Source organism: Paenibacillus sp. FSL M8-0212 (genome assembly GCF_038004645.1).
Taxonomy (GTDB): Bacteria; Bacillota; Bacilli; order Paenibacillales; family Paenibacillaceae; genus Paenibacillus.
Window position 1 is genome coordinate 5,541,224 of sequence record NZ_JBBORP010000001.1, and the last position, 16,737, is coordinate 5,557,960.

The window sequence follows — 16,737 nt, forward strand, 5'->3', positions numbered from 1 at the left end:
GGGATAAACAGCGATTGGAAGGTTGTTCTGTCATCGGAATGACCAGTGTAAATATTCTTTAGTTCAACTTATATAACCAATTAAGGTTCAAATCCCGCCTGACTGATCCAGATTTCATCCTCGGCAAAATAGTCTTTCATCCGCTGAACCACAGTCTGATACGCATCTGGATGATACCAATGCTCCATCCCCACTTGCTGATAGAGCGACTCCATACCGAGTCGACGGGTGCGCTTGCCCTCACTGCCATCGCCCATGAAATAATCGTCAATGCATACACGTTGAACCAGAGGTCTCAATATGGCCGCAAACTGTTCACTGCTGGGTAATACAGGAGCAATCGCAACCTGTGTGGGTATTCCGGCATCTCGCAACTGTTCCAATGCACGTAATCGGCCTGCAATCGGGGGAGCAGAAGGACTGAAATGCTTGCGCATATCGTCCAGATCCGTTTCCACCGTCATGCTGACCCGAACCCGGTCACCTAACTGCTGTAGCAGATCTATATCCCGTGTAACCAGTGGACTGCGGGTCTGGACTAATACAAAATCGGGTGGATACTGTACCATCGTTTCAAGTAATGAACGCGTGATACACTCCTTGTATTCGGCGGGTTGATATGGGTCGGTACTGGATGACATGAACAGAGTGACTTTCCCTTTCCTCAGGGCACGCTGTAATTCTTTGGCGAACACTTGGGAGGCCTCCTGTTTCACATCAACCCAGCTTCCCCAATCCTCTTTGCGAAACAAGGAGACAGGCATCTGTCTGACATAACAATAAGAACAACCGAAGGCGCAGCCTGTGTAGGGATTCAGCGTATGTGTATAGCCATGAAGGAACCCTGTCCCCTTGTTGAGTAACTTTTTGGGTACTTTGTAAGTAAGATTTGTCTTCATAAGTTCTCATGCCTTTCGCGGTAGTGTGCAGGTGTGAGACCTGTATATTTGCGAAATACAGTAATGAAATAAGCTGAGTTGGGTATACCGACATGGCGGCCAATCTCGGTGACGGTGTGTCTGGTATGTTCAAGCAACTTCCGGGCTTCGGTGATTCGTTTTTCCTGTATATATTGAACCGGTGTGCGGCCTGTAATCCGCTTAAACACACGATGCAGATGATAAGGACTGCCATGACTTACGGTGGCAAGGACATCCAAGGTTAGAGGTTCGGCATAATGATGTTCGATGTAATCCGTGATCCCGTATATCCACTCCTGATCAGGTACCCGCTCGCCTGTAGGTTTACAACGTTTGCAGGGTCTGAACCTTCGTGCCAATGCTTCTTCAACATGTTGAAATATCAGCACATTTTCAGCTTTGGGTGCTCTGGACTTACAGGAAGGTCGGCAGAAAATGCCCGTTGTCTGCACGCCGTAAAAGAACGTTCCATCATAAGAATTATCGTTGTGGATGATGGCATGCCAGTATTTTTCATCTATAGCTTCGGGCAGTATGCGATCTTGATCTGGACTTTCCACGGTAATCACCTCATCTTTAATTATACCCCTGATTCCAAGCGATTGACGAAGTTTCAACTTAAAAAGCAAGATATCAATATTTGGGATAAAGTACCTTCCTTCAATCTGAACGAAATATGAGCTACAATATACAGGATGGTATAAAGGTTATATAGGTTCAACTAAAACTTTCTACACGAGAACGGAGAGGACAGAAATAACGTGAAGAAGCGAAGCGTTCGCCTAAAAGCTTTCTGAAAGAAAGCTGCTTCGGAAGCATACGCTATCCCCGGATTTTCCCTTTGAAGAAGGGAATTAAAAAAAAAATCTGGGGATAACAGCGATCGGAAGGTTGTTCTGTCATCGGAGTGGTAAGTGTAAATATTCTTTAGTTGAACTCATATAGAACTCAAATGAAATTTATAGATGAAAGAGGTAGGTAGGCATGGTTCGATTTGGCGTAGTGGGTACCAACTGGATTACAGAAAGGCTTCTGGAAGCCGCAGCACAGGTTGAAGGATTCAAATTAACCGCCGTGTATTCAAGAACTGAAGATAAGGCTAACGCATTTGCAGATAAATATGATGTTGAACACCGCTTCACCGATCTGGAAGAGTTGGCGGCAAGTGATGTGATTGATGCAGTCTATATTGCAACACCGAATACGGTTCATGCGGAGCAGGCAGAGCTTTTTCTGAGAAACGGCAAACATGTATTATGTGAGAAACCTCTGGCTGCAAATAGCGCCGAAGTTCGGAGCATAATCGATACAGCACGAGAACACGAGGTTCTGCTCATGGAAGCGATGAAATCTACTCTTGTTCCCCAGTTCAAAATGGTGCAGAAGAGCCTGCATAAAATCGGTCCTGTCCGTAAATATGTAGCAGGATACTCTCAGTATTCTTCGCGTTACGACAAGTACAAAGAAGGCATCGTCCTGAACGCGTTCAAGCCTGAACTCGCTAATGGGGCGTTAATGGATCTCGGTGTATACTGTCTCTATCCATTGATTACGTTGTTCGGCGCACCTAACCGGGTTCAATCCCAAGCGATGATGCTGGAATCTGGCGTGGATGGACAAGGCAGTGTGCTGCTGGATTATGATGGGATGGATGCGGTTGTTACATACTCCAAAATCTCCAATTCTCATCTACCAAGCGAAATTATGGGGGAACTGGGCAGCATCATCATTGACAAGATTGGCTCACCGGAACATGCAGAGATACGATACAATGACGGTACGGTGGAGCAGCTCACAGTCGAACAAAACCATCCGGCGATGTATTATGAGGTGGAGGAGTTCGTGAATCTGGTTCAGGAAGGCAAAAAGGAATCGGACATGAACACGTATGAACGCTCCTATGTGACAATGCAGGTCATGGATCAGATTCGGAAGCAGATTGGGCTTGTGTTCCCTAACGATTGATTCAAAAACAGGAAAGGTAGCTGAGACGAGATGAGCAGAGATGAGCAGAGCAACAATAGAGATGAGCTGAAGAACAGCAGAGAAGATAACCTTTCCAAAGATTCTGGTGGTTTGGAACTGTCACAGATTGTATTCATAGGAAGAACCTTCGAGGAATATATGAAGATGCTCAACCTGACGGTGGAGGATCTTACAGGCAAGTCCATTTTGGATTGTCCAGGCGGTGCCTGTTCATTTAGTAGCCAGGCGCGCAAGTTGGGTGCAGACCCCATGGCCGTGGATATGGCCTACGAACATGAGATCGACGAGCTTGAAGTAAAGGGATTTCAGGACATTGAGCATACGATGAAACAGATGGAACCTGTGCAAAGCATATATGTGTGGGATCAATTTGGATCAATTGAGGGGTTAAAGGAAGAGCGAACTCGTGCCATTACAGATTGCGTCGCAGATATGAGAATGTTTCCTGACCGTTATGTGGCGTCTGTGCTCCCGGATCTACCCTTTGCGGATGAACAATTCGATCTGACGTTATCCGCCCATTTCCTGTTTACGTATGCGGATCGATTGGATGTTGATTTTCATGTTGCAACCGTCATGGAACTGCTGCGTGTGACCAAACGAGAGGTTCGCATTTTTCCAACAGTGGATCTGTCTGGCGAACGTTACAAACACATGGATGAATTAAAATTAATACTTGAAGAGCGTGGGTACACGGTATCCGAAGAACCAACTTCATATGAGTTTCAACGGAACGCTAACACCATGCTTCAAATTGTTAAACATAATCGAACATGATAGGAGGTTTTTCGGATGAATAAAGTTCTTATACTTGGGGGTACACGTTTTTTCGGTAAACGTCTGGTAGATCACTTGCTGTGGGAAGGGAAGTCTCAGATCACAGTCGCAACTCGTGGTAAAACGGATGTTGACTTCGGACCCGAAGTGAATCGAATTAAGATGGATCGTGAAGACCCGGAATCACTGGCAGAGGTTGCGCAGACAGACATGTGGGATGTTGTGTACGATAATATTTGTTATTCACCGGATGCGGCGAAAGCGGCATGTGAAGCTTTTGCAGGTCGCACCAAAAGATACGTTCTGACATCCACACTCTCGGTGTACGGTGATCCCAGACCTGGATTTAAGGAAACGGATTTTGACCCGTATACATATCCATTACAGTATGGGAGTGCAGAGGATTTTTCGTACGGAGAAGGCAAACGGCTTGCGGAGGCTGTATTTTTCCAGGAAGCGGATTTCCCGGTTGTGGCGATGCGCATTCCCATTGTACTCGGGATTGATGATTATACGAGAAGACTTCATTTTCATATTGAACATGTGCAAAAAGGAAAACCGATTGGCATGCCAAATCCGGATGCGGAGATTGGATTTATCAATTCCACAGAAGCGGCAAGATTTCTCGCTTGGCTTGGGCATTCGTCCATTACTGGTCCGGTGAATGCAGCTTCCAAGGGTGCGATTACGCTGTCAGCCATGATTCATCTGATCGAGACGGTCACGGGCATGCAGTCCCAGATCCTCACGGAAACGGTGAAAGAGGACATGTCACCCTTCGGAATTGAGCAATCATGGACGATGGAGACGACAAAAGCTGAACAAGCGGGATATACGTTCGAACCTCTGATGGAATGGTTCCCGGGACTCGTTCGTGAGGTCGCTCTTGCATTACAGTCGGAGCGGTAGAAATATCGGCATGGATGGAACTGAAGGAAACGACGAGCCTGAATGAACCTGACAAACCAATCGGACCGGACAAACGGGTCATTCTAACGAATGAACATCAAACAGGGTGCAACCAGAGGGTAATCTCCGGTGCACCCTGTTTATGTTGTACATTTTTCTAATTTGAACGGGACCTAATCCAGATAAGTGGGACTAATCATTTACACGATAATATTTAGTCAACTCAAGTGCTTAACTCTATTTTTGCTCACGTGGGGTAGTGGCTGAAGCTCGTATGCGCAGTTCTGACGGCAGAATGACGGTTTGGGCTTCGGAAGGGGCTTTTCCCTCAATTCGGTCAATCAGCATCTGTACGCCTTGAAACCCAAAGTCATATGCTGGCTGTGCAGCTACAGTCAGAAAAGGATCAAAAGCAGAAGCCAGATCCAGATCGTCGAAACACACAACAGAAATGTCTTCTGGTACACGCAGTCCCCGTTTGCGCAAAAGCCGAATGACCCCAATCGCCAGCATGTTGTTGGCGGCAAAAATGGCTGTTGGTTGATCCGGTTCAGAGAGCAGTCGATCCAGTCCCTCTTCATCGCTGAAATCCCGGTACCCGGTTCGAAGGACAAGCTCGGGATCGATATCAGCTCCGGCCTCACGTAAACCCGCTACATAACCTTCCTCCCGCAGTCTGGCGGTAGAAACCTCCGAAGAACCATTGACCAGTGCAATGCGCCGGTGCCCCAATTGCACCAGATAGCGGATCAGCTCAATCGCGCCTTCCCGGCTATCTCCGGCAATCATATCTGACGTAATGCCAGGTACGGTGCGGTCCAGAAAGACAAACGGAATGTCACGTTCCTGCAATTGTTTCAGATGAGGGAGAGAACGATCTCCCGCCGGGGCATAGAGTACACCATCCACGCGAGTAGACAGAATCGCATCTACGTAATCCTTTTCCTTATTGTAATCCTCGTCACTATTGCCAAATAAAAGACGGTACCCCCGAAGATGGGCTGCATCTTCAGCACCACGGGCCAGTGTTGTATAAAAAGGGTTGGTAATATCCGTAATCAGAAGGGAGAGCATCTGGGTTCGTTGAAGCACAAGGCTGCGTGCATTGGAGTTCGGGATGTAACCCAGTTCGTCGATCACCTGTTGCACACGTTCACGTGTCGCGGAACTTATGCGGCCTGTATGGTTAATGACCTTGGAGACCGTCATGGCGGAGACGTTGGCTTTTTTGGCAATATCGTAAATGGTAATCATTAGAATCTAACCTTTCCGCAACATAGTCTTACCATTCTATAGGATAATGCCAATTGACAGCAAGATAGGCTCGTGCTATGTTAGGGTTACCGATAACCCTAAAGGGTAATGAACGTCTTTACTACATATACCATTTCGTTGAATTCGCTCATGCACGTTCCATTTTCTTGAATAGAGGAACTACATACATAGCTAATTAATGAAATGGTTTATTGTTATTTTTAATATGTAAACGTATTCAAACTAAAATAAGGCTCTTGGTAATCTGTGTATGCAGCTCTTGCGTGCCACCCGGGTATCGGTTGTATTTCCGTCATTATTTCATTCCAATCAATGCATATGGATCAGACAGAAGGCTACTCAATTCAACCCAAATTCTATGAAACGAATTGAAGGAGGACATTCCAGTATGACACATCAGGATTATCGTTATAAGCAGGCTTTCCCCAAGATTGGTATTCGTCCCACGATTGATGGAAGACGCAAAGGGGTTCGCGAGTCACTGGAAGAGCAAACGATGCAGATGGCGACATCCGTAGCCGAACTGCTCGCAGCCGAACTACGTTATCCTGACGGCTCCGCGGTGGAGTGTGTTGTGGCCGAGACCTGTATTGGCGGAGTGGCCGAAGCGGCCGCAGCCTCAGAACTATTCAGCCGTTCCAACGTTGGCGTAACGATCACCGTGACACCATGCTGGTGTTATGGTACGGAAACGATGGATATGTCGCCATCCATTCCAACAGCCATCTGGGGTTTTAACGGAACTGAACGTCCGGGTGCTGTATATCTGGCGGCAGTTCTCTCTGCCCATGCACAGAAGGGGATTCCGGCCTTTGGGATCTATGGAGAGGATGTGCAGGACGGCGGGGATACAACCATTCCCAATGATGTGCGTGAGAAATTGCTCCGTTTCAGCCGTGCGGGGCTTGCAGCCGCTACCTTGAAAGGGCAAGCGTATCTGTCCATTGGATCGGTATCCATGGGGATTGCAGGCTCGATTGTGAACGATTCATTTTTCCAGGAGTATCTGGGCATGCGCAATGAATACGTGGATATGAGTGAACTCACTCGTCGTATCGAAGAAGAAATCTATGACCCTGAGGAGTATAAGCTCGCACTGGCATGGGTGAAGGAGAATTGTAGCGAAGGTCCGGACAACAACGCTGCCCATCTGCAAACAGATCGTAAACGCAAAGAGTATGAATGGGAAACGGTTGTGAAAATGACCCAAATTGTGCGTGACCTCATGGCGGGCAATCCAAGATTGGCTGAGCTAGGTTTCACAGAGGAATCGATGGGCCACCACGCGATTGTATCCGGCTTCCAGGGACAACGGCAGTGGACAGATCATTCACCTAACGGAGATTTTCTGGAGTCGATATTAAACTCTTCCTTTGACTGGAATGGCAAACGTGCGCCTTATCTGGTTGCAACGGAGAATGACAGCCTGAACGGGGTATCGATGTTATTCGGTTCGCTGCTGACGCATACGGCGCAGATCTTTGCTGATGTGCGTACGTATTGGAGTCCGGATTCAGTACAGCGTGTGACGGGGCACCAGTTGGAAGGAAACGCAAAGGATGGCATTCTGCATCTAATCAACTCTGGTTCGGCAGCCTTGGATGGCACTGGACAACAGTCCAGAGATGGTAAGCCTGTACTCAAGCCATTCTGGGAAATTACAGATGAGGAAGTTCAGGACTGCCTAAAAGCAACATCGTGGAGACCGGCATCCGTAGAGTATTTCCGCGGGGGCGGCTATTCAGCGGATTTTCTGACCAAAGGCGGTATGCCTGTAACGATGACACGTCTGAATCTGGTCAAAGGACTGGGACCAGTGTTGCAAATCGCTCAGGGTTACACGGTCGATCTGCCTGAAGATGTGCATGATACGCTGGATCAGCGGACAGATCCAACCTGGCCATCCACCTGGTTTGCACCTGTTCTAACCGGAGCGGGAGCGTTTACTTCCGTATACGAAGTCATGAATCAATGGGGCGCCAACCATGGCTCCATCTCGTATGGACACATCGGTGCTGATCTGATTACGCTTGCTTCCATGCTTCGCATTCCGGTAAATATGCATAATGTACCTGAAACGGAAATTTTCCGTCCGCGTGCATGGGGATTGTTCGGCACAAGTGAGCCGGAGAGTGCAGACTACCGTGCTTGCAGTGTGTTTGGCCCGTTGTATCGTTAAAATAAAGTTTCATTCCTGTCAAACGCCATGTTCCTTGTGAAATGAGGTAACATGGCGTTCTCTTGAAAGCTGTGTTCAGAACTCGAATACGGCTTATCGCGTAGAGTTAAGGAGGCTTGGTAGAATGGGCAATCAAGCAACACATGTGCTTGCTGCCGACTATGGCGCTGGTAGTGGACGCGTCGTCCGGGGTTCTTTTGATGGAAACAGACTCTTGTTACAAGAAGTGCATCGATTCAACAACGAACCCGTGCAGCTGGGGGACGGATTGTATTGGGATTTCTTGCGACTTTTTCATGAATTAAAACAAGGCATTGTGAAAGGGACGCAAGGCATCTCTCCATCGGTCCGTTCTATAGCAGTGGATACGTGGGGAGTGGACTATGGACTGGTGGATGGTGCGGGAAGGTTGTGCTCGAACCCACGTCACTACCGGGAAGCGCGTAATGCACAGTGGATGGAAGAAGTTCTGCACCTTGTGAAAGAAGAAGAACTGTATGCCATGTCCGGCGTTTTGCCGCAGCAGATCAATACCGTATTCCAACTGCTAGGCAGTGTACGAGAGCAGGCCGAAGTTTTGCGTCCGGATGTGCGCATGTTATTTATGCCGGATTTATTTCACTATTATCTATCTGGTCAGCAGGCTTGTGAGTATACGATTGCAAGTACCAGCGGGCTGTTGCATGCAGGCGAGGCGCGTTGGAATGAACATCTGATCGGGCGTCTTGGTATACCGGAAACTTTATTTCCAAAACTCGTTCAACCCGGTACCGTGCTGGGCGATCTAACGAATGAGTTGTGCGCCGAGTTACAGACTGGACCGATGCAGGTAGTCTCTGTGGGCTCACATGATACCGCATCTGCCTTGGCAGCGATTCCTGCGATGGATTCAGATTTCGCTTTTATCAGCTGTGGTACCTGGTCTCTTATGGGGGTGGAGCGTGATGCACCTGTATTGGATGACCGAAGTCGTGCATGGGGATTCACCAATGAAGGGACGGTAAGTGGGAAAGTGCGCACCCTGAAAAATCGTTCAGGGTTGTGGCTGCTACAGGAATGCAAACGGCAATGGGAGCGGGAGAATCGACTTTATACACATGAAGAACTCATTCAACTGGCTACCTTGGCAACGCCGCATCAAAGTTACGTATCGCCGGGAGATGGCGTGTATTTGGCGCCAGGGAATATGGCTGAACGAATACGGCAACAATGCAGTGCCAGCGGACAGACAGTGCCCGGAACGACTGGAGCGATTGTACGCTGTATTCTGGAAAGTCTTGCACTGGAATTCAGACAAACGCTGGATGAATTGCAGTTGATTACAGGTACAAGACCTCGTGTCATTCATATGGTTGGTGGTGGTGTACACAATCGACTATTATGCCAGTTTACAGCCAATGCAGCCGGTGTCCCGGTGGTGGCAGGCCCGGCAGAGGCGACTTCAGCCGGGAATTGCATGCTGCAATTCCTTGCACATGGTGAAGTGAGTAGCTTGACCGAGGTTCGGGAGATCATGGCTGCTTCCTTTTCCCCTGAGACCTATGGGCCTGAGGATACAGAGCTGTGGCAGGAAGCTTATGAAAACTACCAAAGTCTGAATCAACTCAAAAGGTAATGAACAGATTCAATGCAATGAGCATTAACGCAAAATGCTAAAAAGAAAAGTATGAGGAGTGGTGAGCAACATGTCTGAACAGCAAATAAGGGAAGAGTTGACGAAATATGCTTGCAGAGCAGTTGCCCAAAGGTTGGTGGTAGGACCCGGTGGGAATCTGAGCGCTCGCTCTGGGGGAACGATGTTGTTGTCTCCGAGTGGTTATGCACTTGAGGATCTGGAGCCTGACGAATGGATCGCCATTGATATCGAGACAGGAGAAACTCGTGCGGGAGCAACACGCCCTTCTTCCGAAGTATTGATGCATCTCTACAGCTATCGTGTGAATCCTGATATCCAAGCCATTGTGCATACGCATCCGGCATATACGATCGCACTTAGTCTCGTTTTCGATGAATTGCCACACTTGTTCCCTGATCAGTCCGCCTTGGTGGGCGATATCGGGTTCGTTCCATACGTTCTACCAACGACGAAACTCCTTGCGGATGCGGTCTCAGCAAAGGTAGAAGAACATACGGCACTTATCCTCGTCAATCACGGATTGGTTACAACCGGTAAAAACCTCCGCGAAGCCTATTACCGCACCCAGGTGGTGGAAGAGAGCGCAAAAGTATATATGATCGCCAAGGCAGCTGGGGAACCCAAAGTGTTAACTGCTGAAGAATATAAGGAAATCCAATCCCTTGAAAGTGAAGCTTACCGTGTGCAGTTGCTGCAACAACTCAAGTCCTGATACCTGATTTGAGTATTAATGATTACATTCGTGATTTTAAAAGAATGCTACCTACGTTAAGGGCAGATTGCATCCGCCAGTTAAACACTGGCATAAAGGATGTGAAATGCTCTTTTTTAATTTTCATATTGAATTTGAGATGCTCAGAATTTAGCTGGAAAAATAAATCGTACTAATTTGATGAGAATTATTGAAATTGCAATGTTTTGAAGTTATACTATCGTTAATCATCAATGAGTAACAACTACGAAGAAGTCAATTAGATAATAATTAAGTAACTAAGAGGGGTGAAATGTTGTGGGTCCTGAGCTAAACGAAATGGAGTTGGAATACGAACTGCTGAAGCAGCTTCGAGACGCGAGCGCTCCCATCGGGGCCAGTACGTTGGTTCATACTTTGGGCAAAACGTATGGTCTGAGTCAGGCAACCATCGGAAGAAGACTTATGGAGATGGATGTTGAAGGTTTTACAGTTCTGGAAGGTCGCAAGGGAAGGACTTTGACCGAACAAGGTCTGGATCGAATGAAGACGTTGGAAAGAGATTTGCAGCAAAAAAGTGTGAATTCACAGTTAATTCAGATGCTCAACCATTCCGGGGAAAAGGCTCTGTTGGATGTTCTCGTTGCCAGAAGGGCACTTGAGCGGGAGATCGCTTCCCTGGCAGCACAGCGTGCTTCGAAAGAATACATAGTACTGTTGCAAGCATCGATTGCGAACCAGCATGAATTGCTTTCCAAGAATATTATACCATACGAGGAGGACCGGGAGTTCCACAGATTACTGGCTTATGCTGCGCAAAACCAAATTCTTCTGCACGCGGTTGAACTGGTATGGGAGACAAGCCGCGATTTTCTGGAAACAGCGTATATTCGCCGGAGAGTAGGAAGTGAATTAGTTGTGGATCATCAGCAGATTCTGGATGCTATAGTAGCAGGCTCTCCGGAGCAGGCTGAAGCGGCAATGGTGAATCATATCAACCAAATGATTGATGATGTCAAACGTTATTTCGCCATGCAAAACCAATAACATTCCTTAGAATGAGACCCTGTGATAAAGGAGTTGAGCTTGTGGACACGATCTACCGTTTAGGCATAGATATCGGAGGTACTTTCACAGATGCGCTGGTGATGGACCATCAGGGCAGGGTGGTTACGGCGCTCAAGACGCCATCGATTGCAGCAGCTCCGGAACAGGCGATTTTTAATGCACTTGATCAACTCAAGGCGAATGGTGTGAACATTCGTGAGATTGATCTATTTGTGCATGGAACCACGCTTGGTGTAAACACGTTAATCGAACGAAATGGTGCAATTACAGGTCTGTTGGTGACCAAAGGATTCCGTGACATTCTTGAAATCCGGCGGTTGCGACTTGAGGATACAACCAATCTATACGGTGACAAAACAGATGCGTTAGTACCGAGACATCGTGTCAAGGAAGTTGATGAACGGGTGATTGCAAGTGGGGGAATACTTCAGCCACTGAATCAGGAACAGCTGCTGCAAGCGGTGGATGAGCTGGTGGAGGATGGTGTTACTGCTTTGGCGATCAGTTTTTTACATGCTTATGTGAATCCTGCTCATGAACAGCTTGCGGAAGATCTGATCAGGGAACGTTATCCGCAACTGTTCATCTGCCGAAGCAGCGCCATCTGGCCACAACAGCGTGAGTTCGAACGAACACTCGCAACGGCCATGAACGCTTATGTAGGTGACCGGATGGGGTCTTACTTCCTGCGTCTGCAAGAAGGGATTCAGGCATACGGCCTCAAAGCCAACTTGCTGTCCACCATGTCCAACGGTGGAATTATGACGGCTGCCAGAGCGGCTAATGAGCCGGTACGTACACTTCTGTCCGGGCCTGCTTCCGGTGTAATCGCCGCGACCCATATTGCTGAACGAGCTGGCATTCATCAGGTCATCACATTTGACATGGGTGGGACAAGTGTTGACGTTGCTCTCATCGACAAAGAACCAGCCTATTCATCTGAGAACAAGGTTGGAGATTTTCCTGTCATCATTCCTGCTGTTGATGTAACGGCTATAGGAGCAGGTGGTGGTTCAATTGCCTGGCTCGATTCCGTAGGCGTACTCAAGGTTGGACCGCGCAGCGCGGGAGCCAATCCCGGTCCAGCCTGTTATCAGCGCGGGGGAGAAGAGCCGACAACCACAGATGCCTATCTACAGCTTGGTATCCTGCATGCTGACCGTTTCCTTGGCGGACAAATGCGTCTGTATCCCGAACTTGCAGAGCGTACTCTGGGCAATCTGGGAGAGAAGCTTGGACTGAATGCCGAACAGACTGCGCAAGCCATTCTCGATGTGGCAACCGCCAATATGTATGCCCAGTTTTCCCCTCTAATGGCCCGCAAGGGCGTTGATCCTCGAGATTTTACGTTGCTCGCATATGGTGGTGCTGGTCCGATGCATGCTTTTCTGATGGCACGCGAGGTAGGTATCGGCAGAGTGCTGATACCGCCATCTCCGGGAACACTGTGTGCCATGGGCTGCACGGTCGCCAATCTCCGCAATGATTTCGTTCATACGTTACACAAAAGTACCCAAACTCTGGAGTCTGGTGAATTAAGCTCTCTTTTCACTGAATTGGAAAACCAGGGACGTAGTTGGGTCGTTGAGGAAGCCCGTGGTGGTGTCAAGCTGGACAATATTTATTGCCTATACAGTGCCGATATGCGATATGAGGGACAGGCCTTTGATATAGAGGTCACGCTGACATTGGAAGAAATTGAAGATCCCAAGAAGGCAGGGATTAAATTCCATACATCTTACCAAAACGTGTTTGGCATCAGTCAGCCAGAGGCAGAAGTTATGTTTGTAAGTCTCAGAGCAACCATTGTTGGTGTTTTGCCTACCCATAACACGGTAGATCCGGCAAATTTGCCATTCGATGAGAGTACAGCGGAAGAACGGATCATAACCTTTGACCATGTACAGCAGACAGCCAAGGTACTGAAAAGGGGACAGATTCCATCGGTGGATGCTCCCATCCCCGGGCCCATTATTGTGGAGGAATATGATACAACGATCTTTATCCCGCCTGGATATAAGGTATACCGGGATGGCCACGGGAACGTGATTGGGGAGGTGGAAGCATGATCGGCGACAAGGTCTTTCTTGAGATTTTTAACAACCGGATTCAAGCTGCCGTGGAAGAAATGGCGAATGTTGTTCTGCGCACAGGATTCACCGCTTTTGTCAAAGAAACGGGCGATTTTGGAACCTACCTCTTATCTCCATCCGGGGAAACGTTCGGGTCACCGCTGGAGACGGGTTACAATCTGTCTCTGGGCATCCCTGCTGCTACGACCATTAACAGCATAGAAGACTGGAAAGAAGGGGATCTCGTCATATGTAATGATCCTTATTCCACCAAAGGCATGGTCACACACCTTCCAGACATTCATCTCATCAAGCCTTATTTTCACGAAGGGCGAATCATCGCTTACGGCATGTGCTTTGTTCATTCATCCGATGTGGGCGGCAAGGTACCGGGGAGCGTATCTCCCAGCGCCTACGATATTCATATGGAAGGCATTCGAATCGCACCAGTCAAGCTGTATGAAGCTGGTGTTCTGAACGAGCAGATCCTGCGCATGTTTCTGGACAACAGCCGAATTCCGGAGCAAAATCTCGGTGATCTCAAAGCGCTTATGGCTGCATTGAATCGGGGAGAGCAGCGACTTGGGGAACTCATTGTACGATATGGTGTGGAGAAAATCGAGCAGGGCATCGAACATTTGCTGGAATACGCCGAGCTGAAGGCACGTGCCATCGTGCAGGATATCCCGGACGGTTCCTATGACTTCTGGGACTATCTGGAGAAAGGACCAGGGGGTTATCCTATCCGGTTGCGTTGCAAAATGACGATCGCAGGCACTGACATTCATCTGGACTTTAGCGGCACCGATCCTCAGGTCAGGGCTTCCTTCAACATTCCTACCCACAACCAACAGGGGCATTATATGCTGGTGCCTGCACTTATCCGTTATTTCCGTACGCTCGATCCGACCATTCCTTGGAATTCGGGCATGATTCGCATGGTGCGAAATTACGCGCCGCCTGCTTCCGTACTTAACCCGGAGCCGATGGCAGCTGTTGGGGCACGCGCCGCGACCTTTATTCGGCTGATGGACGTTATCACGGGAGCACTGGGGAAAGCTCAGGGCAGTATGGTTCCCGCGGCAGGAGCTGGACAAGCCTGCATCGTCATGATGGCGATGACAGATGCATCCGATGGCAAGAAAAAAGTGGGCGTGATACAGCCGATCTGTGGAGGTTCTGGAGCTAGGCCGATGAAAGACGGAATTGATGGCATGGATTTTGCGGTCGGTCATCTTAGGAATATTCCTGCGGAAACGGTGGAAGCCGAGATGCCTGTGTTGATCGAGCATTATGGTCTTCGTGCCGACTCGGCAGGTGCAGGTACCTTCCGCGGTGGAAGCGGAATTGACCTGTGCGTTAGAATTCTAACACCGGATACTGTGATGACGGCCAGAAATATGGAGCGTATGGAGTTCCAGCCTTGGGGCAGACTCGGTGGCGGCGTAGGTTCACATGGAGAAGCGATTCTTAATGCTGGACGTGCAAGTGAGGATCATCTGGGAAGAATTGATGAGTTGCTACTTCAACCCGGAGAAACAGTTACGTTCCTGTCGCAAGGCGGAGGCGGATATGGAGATCCATATGAGCGTGATTCTCGTCTGGTTCTGGAAGATGTAAGAAGTGGGCTGGTATCCCCCGAGAAAGCCCTTGAGTTATACGGTGTTGTGATTGACGGCCTGGAGTTGAATGAGAGCGATACCGAACAAATGCGAGCCAAGCGACCACGCCAGCAGGAGGAATTCGCCTATGGCAAGGCGCGGGAGCAATTTGAAGACATATGGAGCGATGAGATGCAGGTAACGCTGAATCAGGCCTTGCTGAATGCTCCGCTTGCACTCAGAGACTACCTGAAGCGTCAGACCATGGGCGTTGTAGAGGAGAAGTACAAGGATTCCCTATCTGTAGATCCACGGGAGATATCCGACATTATGGAAGGTTTACGCCAGCAAATAGGGTTGCATTGATCAAGTGTATGGAGACTATCTAGTTCTGTCATATCGGTAAAACCAACTACATGGATGGGGGAATTTGCATGTTCAAATCCAATAAAAAACGCTTTCTCAGCCTCGCCTCTCTGACACTGGCCGGTACATTGGTGCTTTCCGCCTGCGGTGGTGCAGGCAGCTCAAGTAATACTGCCGGAGAGACCGACTCTTCAGGAGCAAGCGGAGACAAAGTTAAGCTGACGATGTTTATCTGGGCTGGTTCCAATCAGGATGTTGTTCCGAAAGAAGTGGTTGCCAAGTATGTGAAAGAACATCCCAACGTTGAAGTCACCTTTGAGGAATCCTCCAATTCGGTAATGTACCCAAAGATGGTTGCAGGCAAGCAGGCTGATGCCAACAATCCGGTGGTTAACTTCGGTTACTTCAATGCAGATGCAACGGCAAAAGGATTGAATGATGACATGTGGGAGCCACTGGATACCAGCATCGTGACCAATATCAAGGATATTCCAGAGTCCTTCCACAAGCCAGACAATAAAGGTGTGGTTTGGGGCGTGTCGAGCTTCGCCCTAGTGTATAACAAAGACCTTGTGAAAACGCCTCCTACCAGCTGGAACGATCTATGGGATAACGAGGAGTTCAAAGGAAAAACTGCGCTCTGGGACTATATGTTCTATTCCTATATCTCCCCACTTATTGCTGCCAAAGGCCAAGAGATTGGCGCATCCTATGAAAATCCCGAGCCAGCCTTCCAGTTCTGGGCAGATCGCAGTGACCAGATTGGCACATTGGTTTCATCCAATGATCAGCTGAAGGCACTTCTGGAGTCAGGTGATGCTCTCATTGCCCCATTCAGTGCCCAGGTTGCACAGACATGGATTGATGGCGGTTCTCCACTGGCCGTAGCATATCCGAGTGAAGGTGCCATCTCCTTCCCGTACACACTTCATGTCGTGAAGGGTTCGACACCTGAGCAGGCACGTGTTGCAAACGAAATTATTAACGAATTGTTGAGCGCAGAGGCGCTGTCACAATACGCGGAAGCAACGGGTACGCCAGTAACCAGTACGACAGCTGCAATTCCGGACAAGTACAAGGATGATCCTTCCTTCTCCGTCGAAACGCAAAGTAATGGCATTAATCCAGACTGGGATGTGCTTGCACAGAACAGTTCTTCCTGGAAAGAACTATGGGATCGACTCGTGAAAACAAAGCTTCAATAAAAGGATTATTGCCAGGTACACAACGATTCCGGGTTCTATTATGAACCTGAAA

The 16,737-nt window shown here is 48.6% G+C and carries 13 protein-coding genes; 10 read left to right on the forward strand and 3 right to left on the reverse strand.

All coding sequences use genetic code 11. From position 1 onward, the window contains the following. Positions 1-80: 80 nt before the first annotated feature. On the reverse strand, positions 81-899 hold the full coding sequence (locus MKX68_RS24435; RefSeq protein WP_340914344.1) for an SPL family radical SAM protein: 819 nt from the start codon (positions 897-899) through the stop codon (positions 81-83). Further along, a complete protein-coding gene (locus MKX68_RS24440) occupies positions 896-1,480 on the reverse strand; it encodes a bifunctional transcriptional activator/DNA repair enzyme AdaA (protein WP_338587112.1) in 585 nt (194 codons plus the stop codon). The genes MKX68_RS24435 and MKX68_RS24440 overlap by 4 nt, the downstream gene beginning before the upstream one ends. Before the next feature lie 424 nt (positions 1,481-1,904). Between MKX68_RS24440 and MKX68_RS24445 the strand changes: the two genes are divergently transcribed. Genes MKX68_RS24445 through MKX68_RS24455 form a run of 3 tightly spaced genes read left to right on the forward strand, consistent with a single transcriptional unit; the run spans position 1,905 to position 4,592 of the window. Further along, positions 1,905-2,885: a Gfo/Idh/MocA family protein gene (locus MKX68_RS24445; RefSeq protein WP_340914345.1), complete on the forward strand. Its 981-nt coding sequence runs from the start codon at positions 1,905-1,907 to the stop codon at positions 2,883-2,885. A 30-nt stretch (positions 2,886-2,915) separates the two neighbouring features. Continuing rightward, positions 2,916-3,683, forward strand: a complete 768-nt coding sequence (locus MKX68_RS24450; protein ID WP_340914347.1) for an SAM-dependent methyltransferase — start codon at positions 2,916-2,918, stop codon at positions 3,681-3,683. A 15-nt stretch (positions 3,684-3,698) separates the two neighbouring features. Further along, positions 3,699-4,592, forward strand: coding sequence for an NAD-dependent epimerase/dehydratase family protein (locus MKX68_RS24455; protein ID WP_074095382.1), 894 nt, complete (start codon positions 3,699-3,701; stop codon positions 4,590-4,592). A 237-nt stretch (positions 4,593-4,829) separates the two neighbouring features. Here MKX68_RS24455 and MKX68_RS24460 read toward each other — a convergent pair whose 3' ends face one another. Beyond that, a complete protein-coding gene (locus tag MKX68_RS24460; RefSeq protein ID WP_340914348.1) occupies positions 4,830-5,846 on the reverse strand; it encodes a LacI family DNA-binding transcriptional regulator in 1,017 nt (338 codons plus the stop codon). Positions 5,847-6,255: 409 nt separating this feature from the next. On the opposite strand from MKX68_RS24460, the gene MKX68_RS24465 reads away from it, so the two are divergent. The 7 genes from MKX68_RS24465 to MKX68_RS24495 all read left to right on the forward strand — a co-directional run bounded on the left by MKX68_RS24465 (position 6,256) and on the right by MKX68_RS24495 (position 16,685). Then, positions 6,256-8,046 (forward strand): L-fucose isomerase, encoded by a 1,791-nt coding sequence (locus MKX68_RS24465; protein ID WP_340915492.1) that lies wholly within the window; start codon positions 6,256-6,258, stop codon positions 8,044-8,046. Positions 8,047-8,170: 124 nt separating this feature from the next. Continuing rightward, complete coding sequence (locus MKX68_RS24470) at positions 8,171-9,661, forward strand: rhamnulokinase (protein ID WP_340914349.1); 1,491 nt, start codon at positions 8,171-8,173, stop codon at positions 9,659-9,661. Between the two features lie 70 nt (positions 9,662-9,731). Then, positions 9,732-10,394: a class II aldolase/adducin family protein gene (locus MKX68_RS24475; protein WP_340914351.1), complete on the forward strand. Its 663-nt coding sequence runs from the start codon at positions 9,732-9,734 to the stop codon at positions 10,392-10,394. 318 nt (positions 10,395-10,712) lie between these two features. Continuing rightward, positions 10,713-11,420 (forward strand): FCD domain-containing protein, encoded by a 708-nt coding sequence (locus MKX68_RS24480; protein WP_340914352.1) that lies wholly within the window; start codon positions 10,713-10,715, stop codon positions 11,418-11,420. 41 nt (positions 11,421-11,461) lie between these two features. Further along, complete coding sequence (locus MKX68_RS24485; RefSeq protein WP_340914355.1) at positions 11,462-13,510, forward strand: hydantoinase/oxoprolinase family protein; 2,049 nt, start codon at positions 11,462-11,464, stop codon at positions 13,508-13,510. Next, positions 13,507-15,480 carry a hydantoinase B/oxoprolinase family protein gene (locus MKX68_RS24490; RefSeq protein ID WP_340914356.1) on the forward strand — a complete coding sequence of 658 codons (1,974 nt, stop codon included), beginning with the start codon at positions 13,507-13,509 and terminating at the stop codon, positions 15,478-15,480. Before MKX68_RS24485 ends, MKX68_RS24490 begins: the two co-directional genes overlap by 4 nt. 68 nt (positions 15,481-15,548) lie before the next feature. Then, on the forward strand, positions 15,549-16,685 hold the full coding sequence (locus tag MKX68_RS24495; protein ID WP_340914357.1) for an ABC transporter substrate-binding protein: 1,137 nt from the start codon (positions 15,549-15,551) through the stop codon (positions 16,683-16,685). The last annotated feature ends 52 nt before the right edge of the window (positions 16,686-16,737 follow it).